Annotated in this window: 26 protein-coding genes; 15 read left to right on the top strand and 11 right to left on the bottom strand. The window is 74.1% G+C overall.

The features are described 5' to 3' along the window. Positions 1-48 precede the first annotated feature (48 nt). The 8 genes from V5O49_RS08595 to V5O49_RS08560 form a co-directional block, all read right to left on the bottom strand. Positions 49-444, bottom strand: coding sequence for a VOC family protein (locus V5O49_RS08595; protein ID WP_332901859.1), 396 nt, complete (start codon positions 442-444; stop codon positions 49-51). Between the two features lie 423 nt (positions 445-867). Then, positions 868-2,511 carry an FAD-binding protein gene (locus V5O49_RS08590; RefSeq protein ID WP_332901858.1) on the bottom strand — a complete coding sequence of 548 codons (1,644 nt, stop codon included), beginning with the start codon at positions 2,509-2,511 and terminating at the stop codon, positions 868-870. A gap of 146 nt (positions 2,512-2,657) precedes the next feature. Continuing rightward, positions 2,658-3,698: an NAD(P)-dependent alcohol dehydrogenase gene (locus V5O49_RS08585; RefSeq protein WP_332901857.1), complete on the bottom strand. Its 1,041-nt coding sequence runs from the start codon at positions 3,696-3,698 to the stop codon at positions 2,658-2,660. Positions 3,699-3,845: 147 nt separating this feature from the next. Next, positions 3,846-4,610: an anti-sigma factor gene (locus tag V5O49_RS08580; RefSeq protein WP_332901856.1), complete on the bottom strand. Its 765-nt coding sequence runs from the start codon at positions 4,608-4,610 to the stop codon at positions 3,846-3,848. Then, the gene (locus V5O49_RS08575; RefSeq protein WP_332901855.1) at positions 4,594-5,181 is read right to left on the bottom strand and encodes an RNA polymerase sigma factor; all 588 of its coding nucleotides are present in this window, start codon (positions 5,179-5,181) and stop codon (positions 4,594-4,596) included. Before V5O49_RS08575 ends, V5O49_RS08580 begins: the two co-directional genes overlap by 17 nt. Positions 5,182-5,254: 73 nt before the next feature. After that, positions 5,255-6,019 (bottom strand): class F sortase, encoded by a 765-nt coding sequence (locus tag V5O49_RS08570; RefSeq protein ID WP_332901854.1) that lies wholly within the window; start codon positions 6,017-6,019, stop codon positions 5,255-5,257. After that, positions 6,016-6,861: a DUF4397 domain-containing protein gene (locus V5O49_RS08565; RefSeq protein WP_278234555.1), complete on the bottom strand. Its 846-nt coding sequence runs from the start codon at positions 6,859-6,861 to the stop codon at positions 6,016-6,018. The genes V5O49_RS08570 and V5O49_RS08565 overlap by 4 nt, the downstream gene beginning before the upstream one ends. Before the next feature lie 127 nt (positions 6,862-6,988). Next, positions 6,989-7,201 (bottom strand): hypothetical protein, encoded by a 213-nt coding sequence (locus V5O49_RS08560; RefSeq protein ID WP_332901853.1) that lies wholly within the window; start codon positions 7,199-7,201, stop codon positions 6,989-6,991. 256 nt (positions 7,202-7,457) lie between these two features. Here V5O49_RS08560 and V5O49_RS08555 point away from each other — a divergent pair, with 256 nt between their 5' ends. Genes V5O49_RS08555 through V5O49_RS08545 form a run of 3 tightly spaced genes read left to right on the top strand, consistent with a single transcriptional unit; the run spans position 7,458 to position 9,562 of the window. Next, the gene (locus V5O49_RS08555) at positions 7,458-7,859 is read left to right on the top strand and encodes a DUF6325 family protein (RefSeq protein ID WP_332901852.1); all 402 of its coding nucleotides are present in this window, start codon (positions 7,458-7,460) and stop codon (positions 7,857-7,859) included. Between the two features lies 1 nt (position 7,860). Next, entirely contained in the window at positions 7,861-8,220 is a 360-nt protein-coding gene (locus V5O49_RS08550; RefSeq protein WP_332901851.1) for an SHOCT domain-containing protein, read from the top strand. 7 nt (positions 8,221-8,227) lie between these two features. Then, positions 8,228-9,562 carry a chloride channel protein gene (locus tag V5O49_RS08545; RefSeq protein WP_332901850.1) on the top strand — a complete coding sequence of 445 codons (1,335 nt, stop codon included), beginning with the start codon at positions 8,228-8,230 and terminating at the stop codon, positions 9,560-9,562. A gap of 5 nt (positions 9,563-9,567) precedes the next feature. Here V5O49_RS08545 and V5O49_RS08540 read toward each other — a convergent pair whose 3' ends face one another. After that, positions 9,568-10,104 (bottom strand): DinB family protein, encoded by a 537-nt coding sequence (locus tag V5O49_RS08540; RefSeq protein ID WP_332901849.1) that lies wholly within the window; start codon positions 10,102-10,104, stop codon positions 9,568-9,570. 143 nt (positions 10,105-10,247) lie between these two features. Here V5O49_RS08540 and V5O49_RS08535 point away from each other — a divergent pair, with 143 nt between their 5' ends. Next, positions 10,248-10,739: an OsmC family protein gene (locus V5O49_RS08535; protein WP_332901848.1), complete on the top strand. Its 492-nt coding sequence runs from the start codon at positions 10,248-10,250 to the stop codon at positions 10,737-10,739. On the opposite strand, the gene V5O49_RS08530 is transcribed toward V5O49_RS08535, so the two are convergent. Continuing rightward, a complete protein-coding gene (locus tag V5O49_RS08530) occupies positions 10,672-11,478 on the bottom strand; it encodes a uracil-DNA glycosylase (protein WP_332901847.1) in 807 nt (268 codons plus the stop codon). The two genes, V5O49_RS08535 and V5O49_RS08530, sit on opposite strands and share 68 nt — an antisense overlap. A gap of 91 nt (positions 11,479-11,569) precedes the next feature. After that, positions 11,570-12,043: an aromatic ring-opening dioxygenase LigA gene (locus V5O49_RS08525; protein ID WP_332901846.1), complete on the bottom strand. Its 474-nt coding sequence runs from the start codon at positions 12,041-12,043 to the stop codon at positions 11,570-11,572. A 303-nt stretch (positions 12,044-12,346) separates the two neighbouring features. Between V5O49_RS08525 and thrS the strand changes: the two genes are divergently transcribed. From thrS to V5O49_RS08470, 11 genes are all read left to right on the top strand, one after another. Next, positions 12,347-14,362 carry a threonine--tRNA ligase gene (thrS, locus tag V5O49_RS08520; protein WP_332901845.1) on the top strand — a complete coding sequence of 672 codons (2,016 nt, stop codon included), beginning with the start codon at positions 12,347-12,349 and terminating at the stop codon, positions 14,360-14,362. Position 14,363: 1 nt separating this feature from the next. After that, positions 14,364-14,927: an HIT family protein gene (locus V5O49_RS08515; protein ID WP_405001157.1), complete on the top strand. Its 564-nt coding sequence runs from the start codon at positions 14,364-14,366 to the stop codon at positions 14,925-14,927. Positions 14,928-14,993: 66 nt separating this feature from the next. Continuing rightward, positions 14,994-15,632: a phosphatidylinositol phosphate synthase gene (gene pgsA, locus V5O49_RS08510; protein WP_332901844.1), complete on the top strand. Its 639-nt coding sequence runs from the start codon at positions 14,994-14,996 to the stop codon at positions 15,630-15,632. Further along, a complete protein-coding gene (locus V5O49_RS08505; RefSeq protein ID WP_332901843.1) occupies positions 15,632-16,582 on the top strand; it encodes a phosphatidylinositol mannoside acyltransferase in 951 nt (316 codons plus the stop codon). The genes pgsA and V5O49_RS08505 overlap by 1 nt, the downstream gene beginning before the upstream one ends. Beyond that, positions 16,582-17,802: a glycosyltransferase family 4 protein gene (locus V5O49_RS08500; protein WP_405001156.1), complete on the top strand. Its 1,221-nt coding sequence runs from the start codon at positions 16,582-16,584 to the stop codon at positions 17,800-17,802. Before V5O49_RS08505 ends, V5O49_RS08500 begins: the two co-directional genes overlap by 1 nt. Then, positions 17,799-18,398 carry a hypothetical protein gene (locus tag V5O49_RS08495; RefSeq protein ID WP_332901842.1) on the top strand — a complete coding sequence of 200 codons (600 nt, stop codon included), beginning with the start codon at positions 17,799-17,801 and terminating at the stop codon, positions 18,396-18,398. Before V5O49_RS08500 ends, V5O49_RS08495 begins: the two co-directional genes overlap by 4 nt. A 94-nt stretch (positions 18,399-18,492) precedes the next feature. Next, the gene (gene pdxS, locus V5O49_RS08490; protein ID WP_332901841.1) at positions 18,493-19,416 is read left to right on the top strand and encodes a pyridoxal 5'-phosphate synthase lyase subunit PdxS; all 924 of its coding nucleotides are present in this window, start codon (positions 18,493-18,495) and stop codon (positions 19,414-19,416) included. Between the two features lie 37 nt (positions 19,417-19,453). Continuing rightward, positions 19,454-22,000 carry an ATP-dependent helicase HrpB gene (hrpB, locus tag V5O49_RS08485; RefSeq protein ID WP_332901840.1) on the top strand — a complete coding sequence of 849 codons (2,547 nt, stop codon included), beginning with the start codon at positions 19,454-19,456 and terminating at the stop codon, positions 21,998-22,000. Between the two features lie 26 nt (positions 22,001-22,026). Next, positions 22,027-22,626, top strand: a complete 600-nt coding sequence (locus tag V5O49_RS08480) for an NUDIX hydrolase (protein WP_332901839.1) — start codon at positions 22,027-22,029, stop codon at positions 22,624-22,626. Between the two features lie 79 nt (positions 22,627-22,705). Beyond that, positions 22,706-23,338: a pyridoxal 5'-phosphate synthase glutaminase subunit PdxT gene (gene pdxT, locus V5O49_RS08475; RefSeq protein ID WP_332901838.1), complete on the top strand. Its 633-nt coding sequence runs from the start codon at positions 22,706-22,708 to the stop codon at positions 23,336-23,338. A 7-nt stretch (positions 23,339-23,345) separates the two neighbouring features. After that, positions 23,346-24,107, top strand: a complete 762-nt coding sequence (locus V5O49_RS08470; RefSeq protein WP_278234538.1) for a YebC/PmpR family DNA-binding transcriptional regulator — start codon at positions 23,346-23,348, stop codon at positions 24,105-24,107. The last annotated feature ends 100 nt before the right edge of the window (positions 24,108-24,207 follow it).

Here is a 24,207-nt window from a genome sequence, read left to right as displayed (position 1 = left end):
GAGGCTACTCCGATGCGCCGACGCACGCCGCGCCGACGGCTCGGTGGCTCAGGTGAGCTCGGAGATCTCGAACAGATGGCCGTCGGGATCGCGGAAGAACGCGCGGGTCTCGCCGTCACGGACGTCGGGTGCGGCTAGGAACTCCGCGCCACGGGCCGACAGGAGCTCGTAGAGCCCCAGGCAGTCGTCGACGCGGAAGACGAGCTGGGCGCACGGGCGGTCGGGATCGGCGGGCGGGGCCAGGGTCACGGTCGGCTTGCCCGCGTCGGGACCCCCGCCGGTCACGAGCAGGATCCAGCTCCCCAGCAGCTCGAGCACGACCGACGTTCCGCCGTACTCGCCGGCCACGTGGGCATCGAGCACGCGGACATACCAGTCGCGACTGCGTTCGACGTCGGCCACGACGAGCATGTGGGTCAGCGCCGACGCCTCGAACCGTTCCACGCCTCCCACGCTAGGCGAACGGGTCCGCCACGCCGCCTCAGGCGGTGGAGGGCACCGGGCTCTCGTCGCGCAGGCCGCCCCCGGGGCGGTCCGCATGTCCAGCCGGATGCGGTCGCCCACTGCGTGAACGCTGTTCGTTCGACGCTCCCCGAGTCAGGTCGGCGGGTTGGTGCGGGGTCGCGGTCGGGTCGCTGAGGTGGCCACGGGCACGGCGGGGATCGGCGGCGTCCCGAAGAGGTCACTCGGCCGTCTTGCCGCTTCGCGTTCCGGCCAGGTCCGTGGCCACGCTGGGGACGGCCATCCACGTCGTCAGCCAACGTCAGGTGTCGCCTGCTCATGCATCAGTCTCAGGCCCCGACCGGCGTCACCGCCGGTCGGGGCCTTCGTCGTTCCCGGTGTGCCGTCACCCGGGACCTCGGACGCTCAGGCGGTCGTGCGCCGCGCCATGTCGCGCGCGGCCCGCAGCCCGAACACCGAGGCCGGGCCGATCGTGGAGCCGGGGCCCGGGTAGGTCCGGCCCATGACGGATGCCGAGGCGTTGCCCGCCGCGTAGAGACCTGCGATGACGGAGCCGTCCGCGCGCAGCGCGCGGCCCTCGGTGTCGGTGACGACGCCGCCCTTGGTCCCGAGGTCGCCGATGACGACCTGGTAGGCGACGAACGGACCCTTCTCCAGCGGGCCGAGGCAGGGGTTGGGCCGGACCGTCGGGTCGCCGTAGTACCGGTCGTAGGCCGAGTCCCCGCGACCGAAGTCCTGGTCCCGGCCGCTGCGGGCGAACCCGTTGAAGCGCTGCACGGTGGCGCGGAACACGTCGTGGTCGAAGCCCAGGGTGTCGGCCAGCTCGGCGAGGGTGTCCGCCTCGACGATGATCCCCTGCTCCTTCATGGCGCGCGTCGCGCGGGGGTCCATGGCGAAGGCCCGCAGGTAGCGGCGCACGAACCGCCGGTCGAGGACGAACCAGTAGGTGCCGTCGGTGTCGTGCTCGAGCATCCTGTGTCCGAGGTCGACGTAGGACTCCGCCTCGTTGGTGAACCGCCGGCCCTCGCTGTCGACGATGATCGAGTACGGCAGCGAGCGTTCGCCGACCAGGAAGGAGGCGGGGTGCCCCTCCGGCGGGCGGACCGACGCTCCCCACCAGGCGTCGTCCATGAGCTCGAACGCGGCGTCGACCTCCTCGGCCATCTCGTGCCCCTGCCCGAGGTTGCCGGGGTTGCCCGACGGGTGGCTCTCGACGCCGTGGTACTTGCGCCGCCACGGGGCGTTGTGGTCGAAGCCGCCGGTGGCGAGCACGACGCCTCGGCGGGCCCCGACCCGTACCGGGGAACCGTCGCGGAGCACTTCCACGCCCACGACGGCGCCGCCGTCGGTGAGCAGTCGCTGGGCGGGGGAGGACATCCACAGCGGGACGCCGTGCTCGACGAAGACCGCGTGCCCGAGCGCGCCGGTGAGCGCACCGCCGATGCCCATCTTCCGCTGCCCGGTCAGCAGGGCGCCGAGGGTGCGGAAGGTGAACCGCGCCCCCCGGAGGAACCCGTCGAACGTGGACCAGGCGCGCTGCAGCTGCCAGACGTCGTCGGTCATGGCCGGCAGGGGGAGCAGCGCGCGCTGGGTCCGGGCGAGGTCGCCGAGCCGGCGGGCGTTGAAGGGCTTGACCTCCACGGCGCGGCCGATCTTCCCGCCGGGGGTCTCGGGGTAGTAGTCCGGGTAGTTGCGTGCGCGGACGAACTCCACGCCGTACTTCTCCGCGGTCTCGATGTAGTCCTCGACGCCGTCGACGAAGGCCTCCTTGCGGGCGCGCGACGTGCTGGTGCCCTCGTCGCCCACGGTCCGCTCGAGGTAGTCCAGCGCCTCCGCCCGGGAGTCGCCGACCTCCTGGCGCCGCATCACCGGGTTGTCGGGCAGCCAGAGCCCGCCGCCGGACATCGCCGTGCTGCCGCCCCATTTCTCGGTGCTCTCCACGACCAGCACGGTGAGCCCCTCGTCCACCGCGCCCAGCGCAGCCGTGAGACCTGCGGCGCCCGACCCGACCACGACGACGTCGTAGGTGTCGTCGAAGCTGTTGACCATCGACCTCTCCTCTCCACTCACCGGACATCCGTGTCCGGTTGTGATGAGGTCGACTCTACGCCCCGCACGCGGTGAACAGAAGAGGCCGGCGACGGCCACGGCGGTGGCGGCGTCGGACGGGGCCGGCGCCGCCACCGCCAGTCGGCTCAGAGCCGGACGACGGCGCGACCTCGCAGGGTCCCGTCCCAGAGCTTGTCGTAGGCGGCCGGTGCGTCGTCGATCGCGAACTCCTCGGTGTGGACGGTCAACCGTCCCTGCCGGGCCAGGCGCAGGACCTCGAACAGCTCGTCCCGGTAGCCCCAGTAGGGCACCACGAACTCCGACTCGAACGGCACCTGGAAGAACCCGACCTTGGCGGCGGGCCCGCCGCCGGCGATGCCGACGAGCGTGAACCGCCCGCCGACGCCGAGCATCTGCTGGCCGAGGTCGATGGTCGCCTGGGCGCCGGCGAAGTCCACGACGAGGTCGGCCCCGCGCCCTCCGGTGAGCTCCGAGACCTTCTGCACCGCATCGTCGTCGGACATGATCGCGTGGTCGGCGCCGACGTCGCGGGCGAGCTGCAGCTTGTCCTCGGTGACGTCGAGAGCGACGACCTGGGCGCCGGAGAGCTCCTTGATCATCTGGATGCCGAGGTGGCCGAGACCGCCGACGCCGAGGACGACGGCGGTGGAACCCGGCACCAGACGCGGCAGCGCGGGCTTGATGGCGTGGTACGGGGTCAGCCCGGCGTCGGTCAGCGCCGCGGCCTGCACCGGGTCGAGGTCGCCGATCGGCACCAGGTGCCGCGGGGAGTCGACGATCATGTACTCGGCCATCGAGCCGGGGGAGCCGAGCCCGGGCGGGGCGATCCCCAGCTCGGTGGCGCGCTCGCAGTAGTTCTCCTCGCCCGCCGCGCAGCGGTAGCAGGTGCCGCAGCCCCACGGGCCGTAGACCGCGACGCTGGTGCCGACCAGGTCGGGGTCGACGCCCTCGCCCACGGCCTCGACCACGCCGGCGCCCTCGTGCCCGAGCGTGAGCGGTAGCCCATAGGTGTAGGCCTCCTCGGGCATCTCCATGACGAACACGTCGGAGTGGCACAGGCCGGATGCGGTCACCTTGAGCAGGACCTCGCCCGGAGCAGGGTCCGGGCGGTCGATCTCGACGACCTCCGGTCGAGATCCGATGGCGCGGTACTGGACAGCCTTCATGACGAGCCTCCGTTCTCGACGGGGAGGACCGTCGTCGTCCTCCCTGTTCTTCGAACGTAGCCCCGTGCTCGAGGGCGCAGCGCGCCGAGGAGTTGTGACAGTGCTCACGGTGCGGGCCACGACGTCGTCGTGGCCCGCACCGGTGGCTCAGGCCTGCGTCAGGCCGCCCCGCACGATGGAGTCGCCCGAGTGCGTCGGGTCGCCGTCGAACGGCTCCTCCGAGACGTCCACCAGGGAGTAGCGCTCCAGGTCGAGGCCCTCGGGGACCGGGAACGTGCCGGAGTCGCCCTCGAGGACGCCGAGGCTGACCATGCCGCTCAGGTCGTCGGCGATGAGCCACACCTCGCGGTAGGCGTCCGCGGTGGACCCGTCGGCCCCCGCGACAGAGACGACGATCTCCCGCTCGCCGCCGGCGGCCTGTGCGACCGTGGCGCTGCCCGTGGAGCCGGGCCAGTCGGGCAGCGCCTCGAGCTCGGCCTCGGCGACCGCGACGGGCGTGGGTGCCGGGGTCTCTTGCGGACCACGTGCGCGTTCCCAGGCGACACCGCCGCCGACGCCGACGACCAGGGCCGCGCTCGCCGCGGCCGCCGCCCAGAGAGCCGCCGGGCGCCGGCGCGAGGCCAGGTCGACGACCTCGGCCTCGGCGGCTTCGACGTCCTGGGTCGTGGGGCCGGCGTCAGCGGTCTCCGGCTCCGCGATCTCGGCGCGGATCCGGTCCCACACGGCCGGCGGCGGCGCCACCAGCTCGTCGGGGCCGAGGTCGCGCGCGGTCGTCGCCACCTGGGCGAGGCCGTCGTGGTCCGCCCGGCAGGTCGGGCACGCCTCGAGGTGGGCGCGCTCGTCGTCGGAGACCGCGTCCTGCTCCCCGAGCGCGAGGAGCGCGAGGAGCTCAGGGTCAACGTGCTGCACCATCCACCTCCAATCGTGTCCGCAGCCGGGTCAGACTTCGTCTGACATGGCTCTTGACGGTGCCGAGGGGCAGGGAGAGCTCCTCGGCGATCTGCGTGTGCGTCATGTCCCGGTAGAACGCGAGCCGCAGGATCGTACCGGCCGGGTCGCCGAGACGGTCCAGCTCGTCGGTGACGATCGCGCGGTCCACCACGGGAGAACCGACGGGGTCGTTCTCACCCACGGGGTTCGGCGTGAACGCCTCGGCGGCTTGGCGCTGCCGCCGGAGCCTCTCGCGCGAGGCGTGCACGTCGGCGATCTTGTGCCGCGCGATGCCGAGCAGCCACGTCGACAGCTTGGCCCGGCCGGGGTCGAACGAACCCCGGGCCTGCCAGGCGGCGACGAACACCTGCTGCGTGACGTCCTCGGCGTCCGACGGCTCGCCCAGTGACCGCAGCGCGACCGTGTGCACCAGGGCCGACCAGCGACGGTAGGCCGCCGCGAGGCCGTCCTCGGTCCCGGCCGCGAACGCGGCCTGGACGTCTGCGTCGGGGTCGGCGGCCGCCGGTGCGGCGCCTTCGGCCCCAGTGGTCACAGAACCTCCGTGTTCCCGCTCGTCCCGCTCCTCGGCGGCTGTGCATCGAACCTAGCGCCTCCGCCGTCGTGCGTCACGTCGCCACGGCCGTGACCACCAGGTTGTCCTCGTAGTGCCCGGCCTCGGCGTCCCAGCGGCCGCCGCAGGTGACCAGCACCAGTCGTCGCTCGCCCGAGCGGTCGAAGAACTGGTCCAGGGGCACCGCCTCCTTCGAGTAGCGCGTGACGTCCGTGACGGTGTACCGGTGCCGGGTCCCGTCGGCGTCGGTCACCGTGATGTCGTCGCCCGCCGAGGCCTCGGTGAGCCGGGCGAACTGCCCGACGCCGTCCTGGGTGTCGACGTGGGACGCGAGGACCGTCGCGCCCTGCGGGTCTCCCGGTGCGGGGCCGAAGCGGTACCAGCCCGCCACGTCGCCCGATTCCGGGAGCTCCATCGTGCCGTCGGGGTCCACGCCCACCGGGCGGACGGGTGTCTCCAGCAGTCCGTGGACCACCAGCCGGTCGGGTGGCGGCGCGGGAGCCGCCTCGGTCAGCGCGGCCGACGCGACGGGGACCTCCGGCAGGTCGAGCCCGCTGCGGTCCTGCGCCCTGTCCGCCCCGTCCTGCTGCGCGGGTTTGGGTGTGGCGGACGGCGTGTCCGGGGCCGACGACGCCGGGGGAGTCGTGACCGTCGTCGCGTCGGCCCGCGGCACGTCGGCCCCGACCGTCGCCGTGTCGTCGCCGGTGACCAGCAGGACCCCGGCGAGCGTCGAGACGACGAGGGCGACCACCGATGCGACCGCGACGCGGCGGACCGGGCGCACGGCCCGGCCCGCCGCGGTGCGGTGCGTGCGTGTCACCGGCGTGCCCGGTGCGCCCGGACGCCCTCCCGGAGAGCGACCACGATGACGAAGCCGGCCAGCAGGCTCATGATCGCGCCGATGGTGAACGGCGTGAAGAACCCGTGGTGGTCGGTCGCGGCCGCGCCGGTGGTGCCGGCGTCCACGCCGTCCGGAGCGGAGTGCATGCCCTCGACCGTCTGCGTCGCGAGGGCCAGCGAGTCGTCCTCGAGCGAACCCCAGGCGTACACGATCGTGTTGACGCCCTCGGCGACGTCGACGTCGGCCGGCCCGAGCACCGGGTCGGTGGTCCCGGCGGCGGCCACCGCGGCGGGCACCGTGCCGGCCGGCAGGTCCAGCACGGCCTCGTCCGGGTTCTCCAGGCCCTCGATGACCGGGTCCTCGCCGGCCAGGACGTCCACGGCCGGGGCCGCAGCCACGTGCCGGACGGTCAGGCGTCCCTCGCCGGCGGCGATCTCCGAGGTGTCGTTCGTGAACAGCGTCGCCGTCGGCGATCCCTCGGCGTCGAGGTGCGCGGCGGCCGTGTAGCTCATGCCGCCCTCGAGCGGGAGGTCGACCGGCCCGATGACCGGGTCGGAGTCGTCCTCGGCGTCCGCGGCGGTGATGGCCACCGTGTAGGTGTCCGGGTCGAGCTCGAGGGGGCCGGCCAGGTCGCCGGGCTCGAAGTCGTCCAGGGTGAGGTCACCGTTGACGTACACGTCCACGGTCGTGTCCGGCACGCCGTGCAGGACGGACAGCATCGCGGCATGTCCGTCGGCGGAGGCGGGCAGGGCGAATGCGGTGCCGGCGACGGCGGCCAGCGCGGTGGCCCCGATCGCGGCCGTGGTTCGGGTCGTACGCATGTGTCCTCCTGGTGTCGGCCCCGCCGCCATCGGCGGGGCGCTCGTCCTGTTGACACCCGGTGTTCGCGTCCCCGGACCGGTTTGGATGCACACCGATGAAAAAAGATCGAACCCCGGCAGATCCCGCTCAGTCGCGGGCGTCGCCGCGGCGGTTCCGGCGCGACCGACGGGGCAGGCGGTCCGCGTCCTCGGAGGTGAACCGCACCTCGGTGGCCCGCGTCCGCGCCAAGGGGTCGCCGAGGGGGTCGCCGCCGAGCGCGCGCGCCACGTGCAGCAGCGGGCGCCCGGTCTCGAACTCGCGGGCGAGGGCGTCGTAGATGGGGGTGTCGTCGCGAGGCACCCCACCATGGTCCGTTGCCCGAGGCGGCGTGTCGGGACGACACGACGGCGTTCACAGCCGTCTCACCAAACGCGCCCGAACCGTCCCCGGGCGGCCGCCCTCACGCGGCCGGTGCTCGTGTTGCGCCGGGCCGACGGGCGCACCATGATCGTCGCGGGTGACCAGCGCGTTCGCCCCCGGCGAGCGACTCTCGCCCGGGACGGCCGGTCGCCGCCCAGGACCGACGGAAAGGCAGGTCATGAAAGTCACCGCACCCGTGGAGCTCCTTCTGGTCGAGTTCCCGCACACCGAGTTCACCGGCGAGATCCTCGCCGAGCTGACCCGCCTGCAGGACGCCGGGACGATCAACGTCCTGGACGCCCTGGCGATCCGTCGGGACCTCGACGGCGACGTGGAGTGGCTCGAGGCCGTCGACGCCGGCTCCGAGCTCGGCGACCTCGTCGGCGAGCCCGCCGGCCTGCTCGCCGAGGACGACGTCGACGCCATCGCCGAGGACCTGGCACCAGGCAGCGCCGTCGGCATGCTGGTGTTCGAGCACACCTGGGCGACCGGGCTGGCCGGCGCCGTCCGCGACGCCGGCGGACGCCTGATCGACATGACGACCGTGCCCGCGGCCGCGATCGAGGAGCTCGCGGCCGCTCTGAGCGAGGAGGACTGAGATGGTCAGGAGAGTCGGCCGTCCGGGGCTGATCGGCACGATGGCGCGCACCGCCGTGATCGCCGGTACCGCGAACGCCGTGAGCCGGGGCATGAACAACCGTGCCGATGCCCGGGCCACCCAGCAGGCCTCGGCGGAGGCGTACAACGCCCAGCAGGCCCAGCTGGCCCAGCAGCAGCAGATGCAGCAGCTGCTCGCCCAGCAGGCCCAGCAGATGCAGCAGGCCCAGCCCGCGGCCCCGTCGCCGTCGGGCACCGGCAGCGACACGATGTCCCAGCTGCAGCAGCTCGGCGACATGCGCTCGGCGGGGTTGCTGACCGACGCCGAGTTCGCCGCCGCCAAGGCCAAGATCCTCGGCTGACGCGACGGTGACGACCGAGGACCAGGGAGCGCCGGCACCGCCGTCCGAGGAGACGCTGTCCGACGAGCAGCAGGCGGCCCGCACGCGCGGGTACGTCGGCGTGCTCCTGCTCGCCGCCGGGGTCGGCATCCCGGTGTCGCTCGTGGCCTTCGGCTTCCTGGCCCTGCTGCACGCCCTGGAGCACACCGTCTGGGTCACCCTGCCCGAGGACCTGGGGTACGCCGACGTGCCGTGGTGGTGGGCCGTGCCGTGGCTCCTCCTCGGTGGCGTGCTGGTCGGCGTGGCGATCAAGTGGCTCCCGGGCCACGGCGGCCACGTCCCCATCGACGGTCTGGGTATCGACCCGGTCGCCGCGCGCGCCGTGCCGGGGATCCTCCTGGCCGCCCTCGGCGGCCTGCCGCTGGGTGTGGTCCTGGGCCCCGAGGCGCCGCTGCTCGCCCTCGGCTCCGCCTTCGCCCTCATCGTCGTGCGACCCCTGGCCGCGCTCGAGGAGCCGGCCGCCCGGGCGCTGATCACCCTCGCCGGTGCCGCGGCCGCGCTGGCCGCGATCTTCGGCAGCCCGCTGGTGGCCGCGATCTTCGTGCTGGAGGCGGCGGGGCTCGGCGGTCCCCGGCTGGCGCGGGTCGTGCTGCCCGCCCTGCTGTCCTCCGGCGTCGGCTTCCTCGTCTTCACCGGGATGGGGTCCTGGACGGGTCTGGAGATCGCCTCGCTGTCGCTCCCGCCGCTCGACGGACCCGCCCGCCCGGACCTGGGTGACGTGCTGTGGACCGTGCCGTTCGCCGTCGCGACGGCCTTCGCCGTCCGGCAGGTGCACCACCTGGGGCGGTGGACCCGCACGCTCGCGTCGTCCCGCCCGATGGCGGCCGCGGTCGGCGCCGCGCTGGTCGTCGGTCTGAGCGCCGCCGCCTACTCCCTGCTCACCGGGCGCTCGCCCGAGGAGGTCACGCTCAGCGGTCAGGGCATGCTCGCCCCGCTGGCCTCCGACCCGGCGGCCTGGTCCGTCCCGGTGCTGATCGCGCTGATCGCGTTCAAGTCGCTCGGCTACGGGGTGTCGCTCGGGGCGCTGCGCGGCGGGGCGATCTTCCCCGCCGTTCTCCTCGGCGCGGCCGCGGGTGTGCTGGTCTCGGGCCTGCCCGGCTACGGGGCGATCCCCGCCATGGCGGCCGGGATGGGCGCCGCGACCGCCGCCGTGCTGCCGTACCCCGTGGCCTCCGCGGTGCTGGTGGTCATCCTGCTGGGTTCGAACGCCGCCGCGATGACGCCGGTGGTCCTGATCGCCGTCGTGGTGGCCTTCGTCTCCGAGCAGATCATCGCCACCCAGCGCGGCCGGCGCCCCGCTTGAGGCGTCTACTCCCCGGTCTGGCCGTCCAGCGCCTCGCGCAGCAGGTCGGCGTGACCGTTGTGCCGGGCGTACTCCTCGACCAGGTGCACCAGGATCCAGCGCAGGCTGAACGAGCCGCCGCCGTGCCGGTCCTCCCGCACGGAGAGCTGCTCGAGCCCGTCGCCGGCCAGGGCGGCGTCGAGCAGCTCGTCGACCGCGGCGACCGTGCGGTCGTACAGCGCGCGCAGCGCGTCGCCGGTGTCGTCGGCCGCGGAGTGCCAGTCCCAGTCGGGGTCGTCCGACCAGTCGACGGTGTCGAACGGGGGCAGGTGGTCACCGCCGTGCAGACGCACCGAGACCCAGACGCTCTCGACGTAGGCCAGGTGCTTGAGCAGTCCGCCGAGGGTCATCGTCGAGGGCGCCAGCGGGGTGCGCAGCTGGACGTCGGTGAGGCGGGACGTCTTCCGGCGCAGCGTGTCCCGGTGGTAGTCGAGGAACGCGCGCAGCGTCGTCGCCTCGTCGGCGCGGAGCGGGGGTTCGGCGCGATCGGGTGCGTGGGTCACGGCCCGACCCTAGCCGTGCGGCGTACGATCGGGGGCAGCGGAAGGAGCGCCGACGTGCGGACCACCATGCCCTTCTCCGGCGAGCGTCCGGGCCGGTGCTGCGCCGGCGCGACACGGGCGGCCGCGACCACGGGGCGCCTGTCGTGAGCACGCCGGCCGGCGGGTCGGGTGCCGCACCGCTCGTGTACCGGGTCTCGGCACGATCCGTCGCCCGGGGCGAGGCGGAGGTCGTCGCGGGAGGGACAGCCGTGCCGCTGGACGCGGCCTGGGCGTCGGCGCCGACCGGGGCGCCGGGTCCGGCGGACCTGCTCGGCGGGGCGTTCGCCGCCTGCCTGCTCAAGAACCTGGCGCGGTCCGGGGCGCTGCTGGACTTCGCCTACGACGCGGCCGCCGTCGACGTCGAGCTCCGGCGTCAGGACTCTCCGCCGCGGTTCGTGGCGATCCGCTACGACCTGCGGGTGGTCACCGAGGAGCCTGCCCGCCGGGTGGAGCTGGTGCACGCCAACCTGCGCAAGTTCGGCACGGTCTACAACACCCTGGCGGCGGTGTGCGAGGTCAGCGGCACCGTCACCGCGGTGGCTGCCGCACCGTCGGCGGGGCAGCCGGTGGAGCCGGGCGACGTTCCCGGCCGGTGAGCGCCGCCGCCCGGTCCAGCACGGCGTCGAGCATGGCGGGGGTCAGCCGACCCGTCGAGGTGTTGTGCGGGGACACGTGGTAGCTGCCGAGCACCGTGAGGCGTCCCGGTCCGCCGTCGACCGGTGCGAGATCGATCGCGGCCCCGTGCCCGAACCGCGGTCGTGGCCGCGGCACCGCCCAGCCCTGGCCGGCCAGGGCGGCGAGCAGCGCGTTCCATCCGAGGGCGCCGAGCGCGACCGCGACCTGCAGCGTCGGCGCCAGCAGCTCCAGCTCGCGCGCCAGGAAGGGCGCGCACCGGCGGCGCTCGTCAGGGGTGGGCCGGTTGTCGGGCGGGACGCACCGCACCGGGGCCACCAGGCGCACGCCGTCGAGGACCATGCCGTCGTCGCGCCCGGTCGAGGTGGACTGGTTCGCGAACCCGCACCGGTGCAGGGCGGCGAACAGGAAGTCCCCGCTGCGGTCGCCGGTGAACATGCGGCCCGTGCGGTTCGCGCCGTGGGCGGCGGGGGCGAGTCCCACGACGACGACGGCGGCGCGGGTGTCGCCGAAGCCCGGGACCGGGCGGGCCCAGTAGGTCTGGTCGCGGAACGCCGCGCGCTTCTCCCGGCCCACCTGCTCGCGCCAGGCGACGAGGCGGGGGCAGGCGCGGCACGAGACGACGAGCTCGTCGAGCTCGTCGAGGGTAGGTGCCGTGCGGGCCGCCGCGGGCGGGCCGCCGGGTCCGTCGGAGGTCTCCACGGGGCCATCCTGCCGGGTCGGTCCGGGCACGGCGAGGGCCCGCCCCCCGTGGGGGAGCGGGCCCTGCGCGAGGCCGGTCAGGCCGTGGTGGTCAGGCGGTGGCGGCGGGCTTCGCGGCCGGCTCGGCGGCCAGCGAGCGCAGCGACCAGCCGAAGACCCCGACCACGACGCCGAGACCGATGACCAGCGCGCTCACGCCGTAGGCGACGACCGAGGTGAACAGCGACGCCCGCAGGAAGGAGGCGTTCATCGCGGTGTCGCGCAGCGGGTCCTCGCGGTCGAGCTCGGCGTAGGTGAGCCCGTCCGTCGCGGCCAGCGCGTGCTCGTCGATGATCTGCGCCTGGGCGTAGGCGGAGAACGGGCCGTCGACGACGTCCCCGCCGAGGAACGCGGCGTCCTCGGAGACGGTGATGTTCTGGGCGCTGAGCTGCGAGCTGACCGTGGCCCAGGTGACGGCGCCGGCGACGATCATCACCAGCCCGGCGACGAGGCCGAGGATGCCGACGATGCGCACCGCGCGGTTGCCGGTGGTGCTGGTGGTCGTGGTGCGGTCGATGGTGGTCATGTTCCCCTCCGAGGTTCCGGGTCGCGTCCCTCGCGGCCGGTTTCTCGACGCCGATCCGGCGCCTGTCACTATGGTAAGACCACAATTGCTGACCTGGGAAGACGGGAGCATGTGAATCCCTTCACATGAATGCTCGGGGCGTCGGACCACCGCGACGTCCCTCCGAGGGAGCCCGTGCGGGGCCGTGCACGTCGCTCCCGCGGGCGCCGGGTCGGTACGATCGAGGGGGCGTCGCCACCGGGCGGCGCCCCTCGGCGGTCCGCAGGGCCGCCGCCCCCGACCACCAGCACAAGGAGCACCACCGTGTCCGACGTCGTCGCGAACCCCACCCGGCCCTCTGATGCGGTGACGGTGGAGACCACGACCACGGGCACCGAGCTCTTCGCCGACCGACGCGAGGTCGTGGTGATGCGCGTCGACGGCGAGCTGCTGGACCTGTCCCGCGAGCTCGCGGCCGGCACCGTCGTCGAGCCCGTGACCGTCGACTCGCCGGACGGCCTGGCGGTGCTGCGCCACAGCGCGGCGCACGTGCTGGCCCAGGCGGTGCAGCAGGTGAACCCCGACGCGCGGCTCGGTATCGGCCCGCCGGTGACCGACGGCTTCTACTACGACTTCGACGTCGTCGAGCCGTTCACCCCCGAGGACCTCAAGAAGCTCGACAAGGCGATGGCCCGCATCGTCAAGGAGGGCCAGACCTTCCGTCGTCGCGTGGTGACCGAGGACGAGGCCCGCGCCGAGCTGGCCGCCGAGCCGTACAAGCTCGAGCTCATCGGGCTCAAGGGAGGCTCCTCCGACGAGGACGGATCGTCGGTCGAGGTCGGCGGCGGCGAGTTGACCATCTACGACAACGTGCGCGGCGCCGGTCGCGACAGCGAGCAGGTCGTCTGGTCCGACCTGTGCCGGGGACCGCACCTGCCCTCGACGAAGCTCATCGGCAACGGCGTGCAGCTCATGCGCTCGGCGGCGGCCTACTGGCGCGGCAGCGAGAAGAACCCGCAGCTGCAGCGGGTCTACGGCACCGCCTGGCCGAGCAAGGACGAGCTCAAGGCCTACCTCGAGCGCCTCGCGGAGGCCGAGCGCCGCGACCACCGCCGCCTGGGCAGCGAGATGGACCTGTTCAGCTTCCCCGACGAGATCGGCTCCGGGCTGGCGGTGTTCCACCCCAAGGGCGGCATCGTGCGCACCGAGATGGAGGACTACTCCCGGCGCAAGCACGTCGAGGGCGGCTACTCGTTCGTGGCGAGCCCGCACATCACCAAGGGACGGCTGTTCGAGACCTCCGGGCACCTGGACTGGTACGCGGACGGGATGTACCCGCCGATGCACCTGGACGCCGAGCTCGACGACGACGGCACCGTGCGCAAGCCCGGCCAGGACTACTACCTCAAGCCGATGAACTGCCCGATGCACAACCTGATCTTCGACTCGCGCGGTCGCTCTTACCGCGAGCTGCCGCTGCGCCTGTTCGAGTTCGGGACCGTCTACCGGTACGAGAAGTCCGGCGTCGTGCACGGGCTGACCCGCGCCCGCGGCTTCACCCAGGACGACGCGCACATCTACTGCACGCGCGACCAGATGCGCGACGAGCTCGCCACCACGCTGACCTTCGTCCTGGACCTGCTCAAGGACTACGGCCTGGACGACTTCTACCTCGAGCTGTCCACCCGCGACCCGGAGAAGTCGGTCGGCCACGACGAGGCCTGGGAGGAGGCGACCCGCACCCTGGAGGAGGTCGCCACCGCCTCCGGCCTGGACCTCGTGCCGGACCCGGGCGGGGCCGCCTTCTACGGCCCGAAGATCTCGGTGCAGGCCAAGGACGCCATCGGCCGCACCTGGCAGATGTCGACGATCCAGCTCGACTTCAACCTGCCGGAGAAGTTCGACCTGGAGTACACCGCCGCGGACGGCACCCGGCAGCGCCCGGTGATGATCCACCGCGCGCTCTTCGGCTCCATCGAACGGTTCTTCGCCGTCCTGCTCGAGCACTACGCCGGGGCCTTCCCGGCCTGGCTCGCCCCCGTGCAGGTACTGGCCGTGCCCGTGGCCGAGGCCTTCGACGACTACCTGGGCGACGTGGTGGCCCGGCTGCGGGCCCAGGGCATCCGGGCCGAGCTCGACGTCTCCGACGACCGGTTCGGCAAGAAGATCCGCAACGCCGCCAAGCAGAAGGTGCCGTTCGTCCTCATCGCCGGCGGCGAGGACGCCGAGGCCGGCGCGGTCTCGTTCCGGTTCCGCGACGGGACCCAGGAGAACGGCGTGCCGGTGGACCAGGCCGTCGAGCGCATCGTCACCGCCGTCCGCGAGCGCGAGCAGGTCTGACGTGACGGACCCGGAGACCGGACCCGAGCTGGTGCCGGCGGACCGGTTCGGCCCGCCGGAGGACGACATGGCGCGGCTGTGGACGCCGCACCGCATGGTCTACATCGGTGGGCAGGACAAGCCGGCCGACTCCTCGGTGGCGCAGTGCCCGTTCTGCCGCATCCCGGCGGGCGACGACGCCGACGGACTCCTCGTCGCCCGGGGGACGACGTGCTACGTGGTGCTCAACCTGTACCCGTACAACAGCGCCCACCTGATGGTGCTGCCCTACCGGCACGTCTCGGACTACCCGGACCTGACGCCGGAGGAGACGCTCGAGCTGGCCGAGCTGACGCAGACGGCGATGCAGGTCGTGCGACAGGTCTACGCCCCGGCCGGGTTCAACCTCGGGATGAACCAGGGCGAGGTCGCCGGGGCCGGCATCGCCGCGCACCTGCACCAGCACGTGGTGCCCCGCTGGCTCGGCGACGCGAACTTCCTGCCCGTGGTCGGGCGGACGAAGTCGCTGCCGGAGCTCCTCGCGGACACCCGCGAGCGCCTCGCCGCGGCGTGGCCCGCCGCCTGAGCCGACCGGACCGCTACCCTGGCGGCGCCGGTCGGCGCCGGCGTGACGAGAGACCGAGGAGCACCCATGTTCGGCCGCCTGCGGGCCACCATGCAGCGACTGTTCACCCCGCTGGCGCACCTGCTGCTCCGCCGGGGAGTGTCCCCGGACGCGGTGACCGTCGCCGGGACCGTCGTCGTGACCGTGCTCGCCCTGACCCTGCTGCCGACCGGTCACCTGCTGCTCGGCGGGATCCTCGTCGGGCTGTTCGCCCTGACCGACTCGCTCGACGGCGTGATGGCGCGCCTCAGCGGGCGGACCGGTCCCTGGGGCGCGTTCCTGGACTCGACCCTGGACCGGATCTCCGACGGCGCCGTCTTCGCGGGCATCACCCTGTGGTTCGTGCTGCACCCCGAGGTGCCGTACGCCACCTGGGGCACGACGGCCGCCCTGGCCTGCCTCGTGCTGGGCTCGGTGGTGCCGTACGCGCGGGCGCGCGCCGAGTCGGTGGGGGCGACGGCGGACGTCGGCATCGCCGCGCGCACCGACCGCCTGGTGATCGCCCTGGCGCCGATCGCGTTCGTGCAGGTCGGGCTGCCCGTCCTGGTGGCCGTGGTGGCGCTGACCCTGCTGGCGGCGGCGAGCCTGGTCACCGTGGTGCAGCGCATCGCGACGGTCCGCCGCCAGATCCACCTGGGCGGTCGCCCGGACCTCGAGGAGGCCTGATGGACGTCGCCGCGCTGTACACGTTCGCCTGGCGGCACGCCCACCGGGTGCCCGAACCGGTGCTGCGGGCGGCCGCCACCCTGGCCGCGGACCTGACCTGGCTGCGCCACGGCGCCGGGGTGCGCCGGCTGGAGGCGAACTACGCCCGTATCCGGCCCGACCTGGACGCCCGGGCCGTACGCCGGCTGTCCCGCGAGGGGATGCGCCGCTACCTGCGCTACTTCCGCGAGGCGTTCACCCTCCAGGGCGCCGACGCCGACCAGCTCGCCGCCCGCGTGCGCGCCGAGGGCGAGGAGAACGTCCGGCCGGTGCTCGACGACGGCGGCTCGGTGGTGCTGGCGCTGACGCACGCGGGCAACTGGGACCTCGCCGGCGCGTGGGCGACCCCGCACCTGGCGCCCGTGCTGACGGTGGCCGAACGGCTCGAGCCCGCCGCGCTGTTCACCGAGTTCGTCGCGTTCCGCCGCTCGATCGGCATCGACGTGCTGGCCCTGGGCGACGACGGGGTCTTCCGCGACCTCGTGCGCGGCGCCGAGGACGGCCCCCGGCTCGTCCCGCTGCTGGCCGACCGGGACCTGACGGCCCGGGGCGTCGAGGTCGACCTGCGCGGTCACCGCGCGCGCGTCGCGGCGGGCCCCGCCGCTCTCGCCCTGGCCGCCGACGCCCCGCTGGTCCCCGTGGGCATCTTCCACGAACGGCTGCACGGCGAGCGCCGCCGGCGGGCCGGGTCGGCCTGGGGGATCGTCATCCGGTTCCTGCCGCCGGTCCCGGTGCCCGACGCGGCCGACCACCGCACCCAGATCGCCCGGCTCACCCAGGGCTGGGTGGACGCCGTGGGGGAGTTCCTCGTCGAGCGCACGGCCGACTGGCACATGCTGCAGAAGGTCTTCGTCGACGACCTCGACCCCGAGCGCTACGCCCGGACCAGGGCGCGGGCGGGGGAGATCTGATGCGGCCCCTGCGCGTGGGCATCGTGTGCCCCTACTCCTTCGACGCCCCCGGCGGCGTGCAGTTCCACGTGCGCGACCTCGCCGAGGCGCTGCGCGACGGCGGCCACGAGGTCTCTGTCCTGGCCCCGGCCGACGAGGACACCGAGGTGCCCGACGTCGTCACCCCGGCCGGCCGCGCGGTCCCGGTGCGCTACAACGGCTCGGTCGCGCGCCTGGCCTTCGGGCCCCGCGCCGCCGCTCGCGTGCGGCGCTGGATCGACGCGGGGCGGTTCGACGTGCTGCACCTGCACGAACCCATGACCCCGTCGCTGTCCATGCTGGCCCTGTGGGTCGCCGACGGCCCCGTGGTGGCGACCTTCCACACCTCCCAGGTGCGGTCGCGCGCCCTGCAGATCGCGCACCCGCTGCTGCGCCAGTCGCTGGAGAAGATCTCGGCGCGCATCGCGGTGTCCGAGGACGCGCGCCGCACGCTGGTCGAGCACCTCGGCGGGGACGCCGTCGTGGTGCCCAACGGGGTGTACGTCGACGACTTCGACGTGCCGGCCGCGCCCCGCTGGCAGGGCACGCCCGAGGCGCCCACCGTGGCGTTCCTCGGCCGGCTCGACGAGCCGCGCAAGGGGCTGCAGGTCCTGGCCGCCGCCGCCCCGCGGATCCTGGCCGAGGTGCCGGGCGCGCGCTTCCTCGTCGCCGGGCGCGGCGACGAGGGTCGTGCCGACGCCGAGGCCGCCCTGGGCGCGCACGCCGGCGCGTTCGAGTGGCTCGGCGGCGTCAGCGACGCCGACAAGGCCACGCTGCTGGCGTCCGCAGACCTCTATGTCGCCCCGCAGACGGGCGGCGAGAGCTTCGGCATCGTCCTGGTCGAGGCGATGAGCGCCGGCGCCGGCGTCGTCGCCAGCGACCTGGGCGCGTTCCGCCGCGTGCTCGACGACGGTGCGGCCGGACGCCTGTTCCGCACCGGCGACCCGCAGGACCTGGCCGCCACGGTCCTGGCGGCGCTCGCGGACCCGGACGGGACCGAGGAGCGTCGACGGCGGGCCCACCGGTTCGTGCGCGGCTTCGACTGGTCGCAGGTCACCGCCCGGGTGCTGGCCGTGTACGAGATGGCCGTCGCCGCCTCCGAGGCGCTCGGCGACGGCGCGGTGCGCCAGGACCTGCTCGCCGGGCGGGCCACGTGGCTCCTGGGCCGCGGTCCGCGCCTGCGCGGAGGGGAGGACCGATGACCTGGAGCTGGTCCGAGACGGCGCTGCTCGTCGTCGTCCTCCTCGGGCTCGTGCTGTGGCTGGTCTGGCTCACGGCCTCGCGCCTGGACCGGCTGCACCGCAAGGTCGTCGCCTCCCGGCACGCGCTGCAGGCACAGCTCGACCGCCGCGGGCGGGTGTGCGTGGACCTGGCCGCCTCGGGGCTGCTGGACCCGGCCAGCGCGGTGCTGCTCGCCGACGCCGCCCTGGCCGCGCTCGACACCCCGGACCGCCCCGCCGAGCCGCGACCGAGCGAGGCGTTCGCCCTGACGGGCCTCCCGGCGGAGCGCGAGCGCGCGGAGTCGGCCCTGTCGATGACGCTGCGCTCCGTGCTCGAGGACCCCGACGACGTCGCCGAGCTGCGGAGCACGGGCACCGGGGACGACCTGGTCGGCGACCTGTACTCGTCCTGGTACCGGGCCCAGCTCGCCCGGAGGTTCCACAACGAGGCGGTCGCCCAGGCGCGGCGTGCCCGCCGTCCGCGCGCCGTGCGCTGGCTGCGCCTCGCGGGCCGGGCGCCGCTGCCGCGCACGGTGGAGCTCGACGACCAGATGCCGGCCGGGCTCGAGGGGGCCTGAACCCCCGTAGGATGGGACCTACGGCGTGGGACCACGCCGGCACGGGCGCGGCCGAGGTCGCCGCGCCGTGCTCGAAGAACTCTGTGAGGTTGCGTTGAGCGAGACCACCGGGACACCTGCCCCCTCCACGGGCGTCGGCGAGGTGGGCACGGCCCGCGTCAAGCGGGGGATGGCCGAGATGCTCACCGGGGGCGTCATCATGGACGTCGTCACCCCCGAGCAGGCGAAGATCGCCGAGGACGCCGGCGCCGTCGCGGTCATGGCGCTCGAGCGGGTCCCCGCGGACATCCGTGCCCAGGGCGGTCTGGCGCGGATGAGCGACCCGGACATGATCGAGGGCATCATCGACGCGGTGTCGGTGCCGGTCATGGCGAAGGCCCGCATCGGCCACTTCGTCGAGGCGCAGGTGCTGCAGTCGCTCGGCGTCGACTACGTCGACGAGTCCGAGGTGCTGTCGCCGGCCGACTACACCAACCACATCGACAAGTGGCAGTTCACCGTGCCGTTCGTGTGCGGGGCGACCAACCTGGGCGAGGCGCTGCGCCGCATCACCGAGGGTGCGGCGATGATCCGCTCCAAGGGCGAGGCCGGTACCGGAGACGTGTCCAACGCCACGACCCACATGCGGCAGATCCGCCAGGAGATCCGGCGGCTGACGTCGCTGCCCACCGACGAGCTGTTCGTCGCCGCCAAGGAGCTGCAGGCGCCCTACGAGCTGGTCGCCGAGGTGGCGCGGACGGGCAAGCTCCCCGTGGTGCTCTTCACCGCCGGCGGGATCGCCACCCCGGCCGACGCCGCGATGATGATGCAGCTCGGTGCCGAGGGTGTCTTCGTCGGGTCCGGGATCTTCAAGTCGGGCGACCCTGCCTCGCGTGCCAAGGCCATCGTGCAGGCCACCACCTTCCACGACGACCCGGACGTCATCGCCAAGGTCTCGCGAGGGCTGGGGGAGGCCATGGTCGGCATCAACGTCGAGGAGGACCCCGAGCCGGTGCGGCTCGCCGAGCGCGGCTGGTGATGCTGTCCTGACCCGGCGCAAGCCGGTCGGCGTCGCGGTGGTCGGCGACCGTCGGGGCGCGCTCCTGCCGGACGTGTCCGTGCCCGGTGCGGACCTGCCCGTCCGGGCGGTGCTTCCTGCCACGACCGAGGCGGTGCGCTCGCACGGCGCCGCCGTGCTGGTCGCACCCCCCGGATCGGGCAAGACCTCGCTGCTGCCGCTCGCGCTGGCCGACGCGCTCGAGGGGACGGTCGTCGTCGCCGAGCCGCGACGGATGGCGACCCGCGCGGCCGCGACGCGGTTGGCGGCACTGACGGGCGAACCTCTCGGGACGCGGGTCGGCTACGCGATGCGCGGTGAGCGCCGCGGCGGGAAGGACCTGCGCGTCGAGGTCGTGACCACCGGGCTCCTCGTGCGCCGTCTGCAGCAGGACCCGGAGCTGCCGGGCGTCGCGGCGATCGTGATCGACGAGTGCCACGAGAGACATCTCGACGCCGACCTGCTCCTCGCGTTCTGCGCCGACGTCCGGGAGAACCTGCGGGACGACCTGGTGATCGTCGCGACGTCGGCCACCGCGGACACGGTCCGGCTGAGCCGGGTCCTGGGCACGGACGCCCCGGCGCCCGTGATCACCGCGACCGCCACGGCGTTCGACGTCGAGGTCGAGTGGGCGCCCCCGCCGGTCGCGGCCCCGCTGCTCCCCGGCGGGCGGGTCGACCCGCGCCTGCTGGACCACGTGGCGGCCGTCGTCGAGCGTGCCCTGACCGAGGACGACGGCGACGTCCTCGTGTTCGTCCCGGGGGAGGCGGAGATCGGTGGTGTGACCCGCCGGTTGGCGGGTCACAACGTCCTGCCCCTGTTCGGGCGCCAGTCACGGTCCGAGCAGGACCGCGCGCTGGCGCCGTCCGACGAGCGACGGGTCGTGGTCACGACGTCGGTCGCGGAGAGCTCGCTCACCGTGCCCGGCGTCAGGGTCGTCGTGGACTCCGGGCTCTCCCGGGAGCCGCGGACCGACCAGTCCCGCGGTCTCGGCGCGCTGGTCACCTGCCGGGTCTCGAGATCCTCGGCCGAGCAACGGGCGGGTCGCGCGGGGCGGGAGGCGCCCGGCCGGGTCTACCGGTGCTGGTCGAGGACCGACCACGCGCGCCTCGAGGACCATGCCGCGCCCGAGATCGCGATCGCGGACCTGGCCGCCTTCGCCCTCGACCTGGCGGCCTGGGGCGCGCCCGGCGGTGACGGTCTGGCCCTGCTCGACGCGCCACCGACGCCGGCGATGTCCGCGGCCACCACGCTGCTGCGCAGCTTCGGTGCGCTGGACGACGGCGGCCGGATCACCGAGCGGGGACGGCGGATGGCCCGGTTCGGGGTGCATCCACGCCTGGCGCGCGCGCTGCTCGACGGTACGCCGCGGGTCGGCGCCGCCCGGGCGCGCGAGGTCGTCGCCCTGCTGTCGGACGACGCCGGCGGCGGGGCCGGGGACGACCTGCCGGCGCGCTGGCGCGCCCTGCGCCGCGGCGAGGACCGCGGGGCCACCGACCGCTGGCGCCGCGAGGTCGAGCGCCTGGGCCGGGGAGCGCCCGACGACGTGGCGCGCGGCGGGCGAGCTCTGCACCGTGGGGACGAGGTGCCGGACGACCTCGCGGCGGGGATCGTCGTGGGACTGGCGTACCCGGACCGGATCGCGCGGGCCCGGGGGACCGGGTCGGTGTCCTACCAGATGTCCGGGGGGACGGGCGCCGCGCTGGACGCGCGGTCGCCGTTGCGGCCGGCGACCTGGCTGGCCGTCGCCGTCGCCGACCGGGCACCTGGTCGCGCGGACGCCAGGATCCGTTCCGCGGCACCGATCGACGAGGCGACCGCGCGCGAGGTCGCCGCCGACCTCGTGGAGACCTCCGACCGGATCCGCTGGGACGACGACCGGATCGTGACCCGGCGGGTCGAGTCGCTCGGTGCGATCGTGCTGAACGACGTCCCGCTGGCACGGCCGGACCCGCTGCTCGTCCAGGCCGCCGCCCGCGACGGTCTGCGGCGCAGCGGCCTGTCCGTGCTGCGCTGGTCGCAGGGCGCGCTCGCTCTGCGGGAGCGCCTCGCGTTCTGCCACGCCCACCTCGGCGCCCCGTGGCCCGCGGTGGACGACGACGCGCTGATGGCCGGGCTCGACGACTGGCTCGGTCCCGAGCTCGCCGCGGTGCGCGACGGGCGGGACCTGGCCCGCATCGACGTGCTGTCGGGGCTGCGGCGACTGCTGCCGTGGCCCGCGGCGACCCGGCTCGACGAGCTCGCGCCCGAGCGGCTCCGCGTCCCGTCGGGCTCTCAGGTGCGGCTGACCTACGACGGCGCCGAGCCGCCGGTCCTGGCGGTGAAGCTCCAGGAGGTGTTCGGCTGGACCGCCACGCCCGCCGTCGCGGACGGGAGGGTCCCCGTCGTGCTGCACCTGTTGTCGCCCGCGCGGCGTCCGGTCGCGATCACGAGCGACCTCACCTCCTTCTGGCAGCAGGGCTACTCCCAGGTCCGGGCCGACCTGCGGGGCCGCTACCCGCGCCATCCGTGGCCGGAGGACCCCCTCGCCGCCGCCCCGACCGCACGTCCGACGCGCCGTCGGTGAGTCCCCGGAGGGATACGCTGACCGGCATGCACGAACGTGTCACGACGAGCGGTTCCGCGGTGCCCTCGGCGTCCGCGTCGCTGGGCCCCGACTGGGTCCCCGGCCCCGACGGCCTGCGACACCGGCGGGCGGCCCGCGTCATCCTCCTGGACGACGGGGGCCGGGTGCTGCTGGTGCGCGGGCACGACGCCGACGACCCGGACCGGTCCTGGTGGTTCACCGTCGGCGGCGGCATCGACGACGGTGAGACCGAGGTCGAGGCCGCGCTGCGCGAGCTGCACGAGGAGGCGGGGCTGACACTGGCGGCCGAGGACCTGGTGGGCCCGGTGATGACCCGTGCCGGGATCTTCCGCTTCCTGGCCGAGACCTGCCGGCAGGACGAGGTGTTCTTCCTGGCGTGCGTGGACGGTGGTCACGAACCCAGCGACCACGGCTGGACCGACGGCGAACGCGACGTCCTCGACGAGATGCGTTGGCTCACCCCCGACGAGCTGCGCGCCGAGACGCGCGAGGTGTTCCCCCGCGTCCTGCCCGACCTCGTCGACCACCTGGTCCGAGGCTGGGACGGCGTGGTCCGGCACCTCGGTGAGGAGAACGACGACGAGCTGCTCGCCTCCGCCGACTGACGGTGGCCCGGCCGGTCCGCCCCGCAGGGCCTGGCGAACGGTTCCGCGCCGGTCGCGCCCCGGTGCGTACACTGCCGCGGTGACCACGACGATCGGAGTACTCGCCCTGCAGGGTGACGTGCGCGAGCACACCCGGGCCCTCGAGGGCGCCGGTGCGCGCGTCGTCCGCGTCCGTCGCCGCTCCGAGCTGGAGGCGGTCGACGGGCTGGTCCTGCCCGGCGGGGAGTCGACCACGATGGACAAGCTGCTGCGGGTGTTCGAGCTGCGGGACCCGTTGCGGACCGCGATCGCCGAGGGGCTGCCCGTGTACGGCTCGTGCGCCGGCATGATCCTGCTCGCCGACCGGATCACCGGCGGCATCGAGGGCCAGCAGACCCTCGGCGGCATGGACGTCACCGTGCAGCGCAACGCGTTCGGTCGTCAGGTCGACTCGTTCGAGGCGGACCTGGCGATGCAGGGGATCGAGGGCGGTCCGGTGCGCGCGGTGTTCATCCGCGCCCCCTGGATCTCCACGGCGGGGCCCGACGTCGAGGTCCTCGCCCGCATCCCCGAGCGGTCGACCGACGGGACCGGCCTCGGCGAGGCCGCCGGTAAGATCGTGGCAGCCCGTTCGGGGCGACTGCTCGCGACCGCGTTCCATCCGGAGGTCACCGGGGACTGGCGGGTGCACGCGCAGTTCGTCCGTGAAGTCAACGCCACGCGAAGGAGTTAGTCAGGTCATGTCCGGTCACTCGAAGTGGGCCACGACCAAGCACAAGAAGGCGGCGATCGATGCCAAGCGCGGCAAGCTCTTCGCGAAGCTGATCAAGAACATCGAGGTCGCGGCACGCACCGGCGGCGGCGACCCGACGGGCAACCCGACGCTGTTCGACGCCATCCAGAAGGCCAAGAAGTCCTCGGTGCCGAACGACAACATCGACCGCGCGGTCAAGCGCGGCTCCGGTGAGGGCGCCGACGCCGTCGACTACCAGGTCATCATGTACGAGGGCTACGGCAACAACGGCATCGCCGTGCTCGTGGAGTGCCTCACCGACAACAAGAACCGTGCCGCGGCCGAGGTGCGCACCGCGTTCACCCGCAACGGCGGGTCGCTGGCCGACCCGGGCTCGGTGTCCTACCTGTTCTCCCGCAAGGGCCAGGTCGTGGTCCCCAAGGCCGAGGGCGTCACCGAGGACGACGTGATGCTGGCGGCACTGGACGCCGGGGCCGAGGAGGTCACCGACCAGGGCGACTACATCGAGGTGCTGTCCGAGGCGACCGACCTGGTCGACGTGCGCAGCGCGATCGTCGACGCCGGCATGGAGTACGACTCGGCGGACTCGATCTGGCACCCGTCGATGCAGGTGGAGGTCGACGTCGAGGGTGCGCGCAAGATCATGCGGCTCATCGACGCGCTCGAGGACAGCGACGACGTGCAGAACGTCTACGCGAACTTCGACGCGACCGACGAGGTCATGGCCGCCCTCGACTCCGACGACTGACGCGGAGGGCCGACGCGGAGCGCACCGCAGGGTGCGGGTCGAGGGACGAGGCACGTGCCCGCAGGGGAGTGCAGCGACGGTCCGACCCGGTGGTGCGTGG

It is taken from the genome of Isoptericola haloaureus (genome assembly GCF_036689775.1).
Taxonomy (GTDB): Bacteria; Actinomycetota; Actinomycetes; order Actinomycetales; family Cellulomonadaceae; genus Isoptericola; species Isoptericola haloaureus.
This window is presented reverse-complemented; position numbering and strand designations above follow the sequence as displayed.

Excerpts from the sequence above, each read along its gene's own strand:
- V5O49_RS08525 (WP_332901846.1), bottom strand. The coding sequence starts at position 12,043 with ATGACCACCATCGACCGCACCACGACCACCAGCACCACCGGCAACCGC.
- V5O49_RS08550 (WP_332901851.1), top strand. The coding sequence starts at position 7,861 with ATGGTCAGGAGAGTCGGCCGTCCGGGGCTGATCGGCACGATGGCGCGC.
- V5O49_RS08580 (WP_332901856.1), bottom strand. The coding sequence starts at position 4,610 with ATGGTGCAGCACGTTGACCCTGAGCTCCTCGCGCTCCTCGCGCTCGGG.
- V5O49_RS08495 (WP_332901842.1), top strand. The coding sequence starts at position 17,799 with ATGACCTGGAGCTGGTCCGAGACGGCGCTGCTCGTCGTCGTCCTCCTC.
- V5O49_RS08585 (WP_332901857.1), bottom strand. The coding sequence starts at position 3,698 with ATGAAGGCTGTCCAGTACCGCGCCATCGGATCTCGACCGGAGGTCGTC.
- V5O49_RS08565 (WP_278234555.1), bottom strand. The coding sequence starts at position 6,861 with ATGCGTACGACCCGAACCACGGCCGCGATCGGGGCCACCGCGCTGGCC.
- V5O49_RS08505 (WP_332901843.1), top strand. The coding sequence starts at position 15,632 with ATGGACGTCGCCGCGCTGTACACGTTCGCCTGGCGGCACGCCCACCGG.
- V5O49_RS08590 (WP_332901858.1), bottom strand. The coding sequence starts at position 2,511 with ATGGTCAACAGCTTCGACGACACCTACGACGTCGTCGTGGTCGGGTCG.
- pgsA (WP_332901844.1), top strand. The coding sequence starts at position 14,994 with ATGTTCGGCCGCCTGCGGGCCACCATGCAGCGACTGTTCACCCCGCTG.
- V5O49_RS08500 (WP_405001156.1), top strand. The coding sequence starts at position 16,582 with ATGCGGCCCCTGCGCGTGGGCATCGTGTGCCCCTACTCCTTCGACGCC.
- V5O49_RS08470 (WP_278234538.1), top strand. The coding sequence starts at position 23,346 with ATGTCCGGTCACTCGAAGTGGGCCACGACCAAGCACAAGAAGGCGGCG.
- V5O49_RS08480 (WP_332901839.1), top strand. The coding sequence starts at position 22,027 with ATGCACGAACGTGTCACGACGAGCGGTTCCGCGGTGCCCTCGGCGTCC.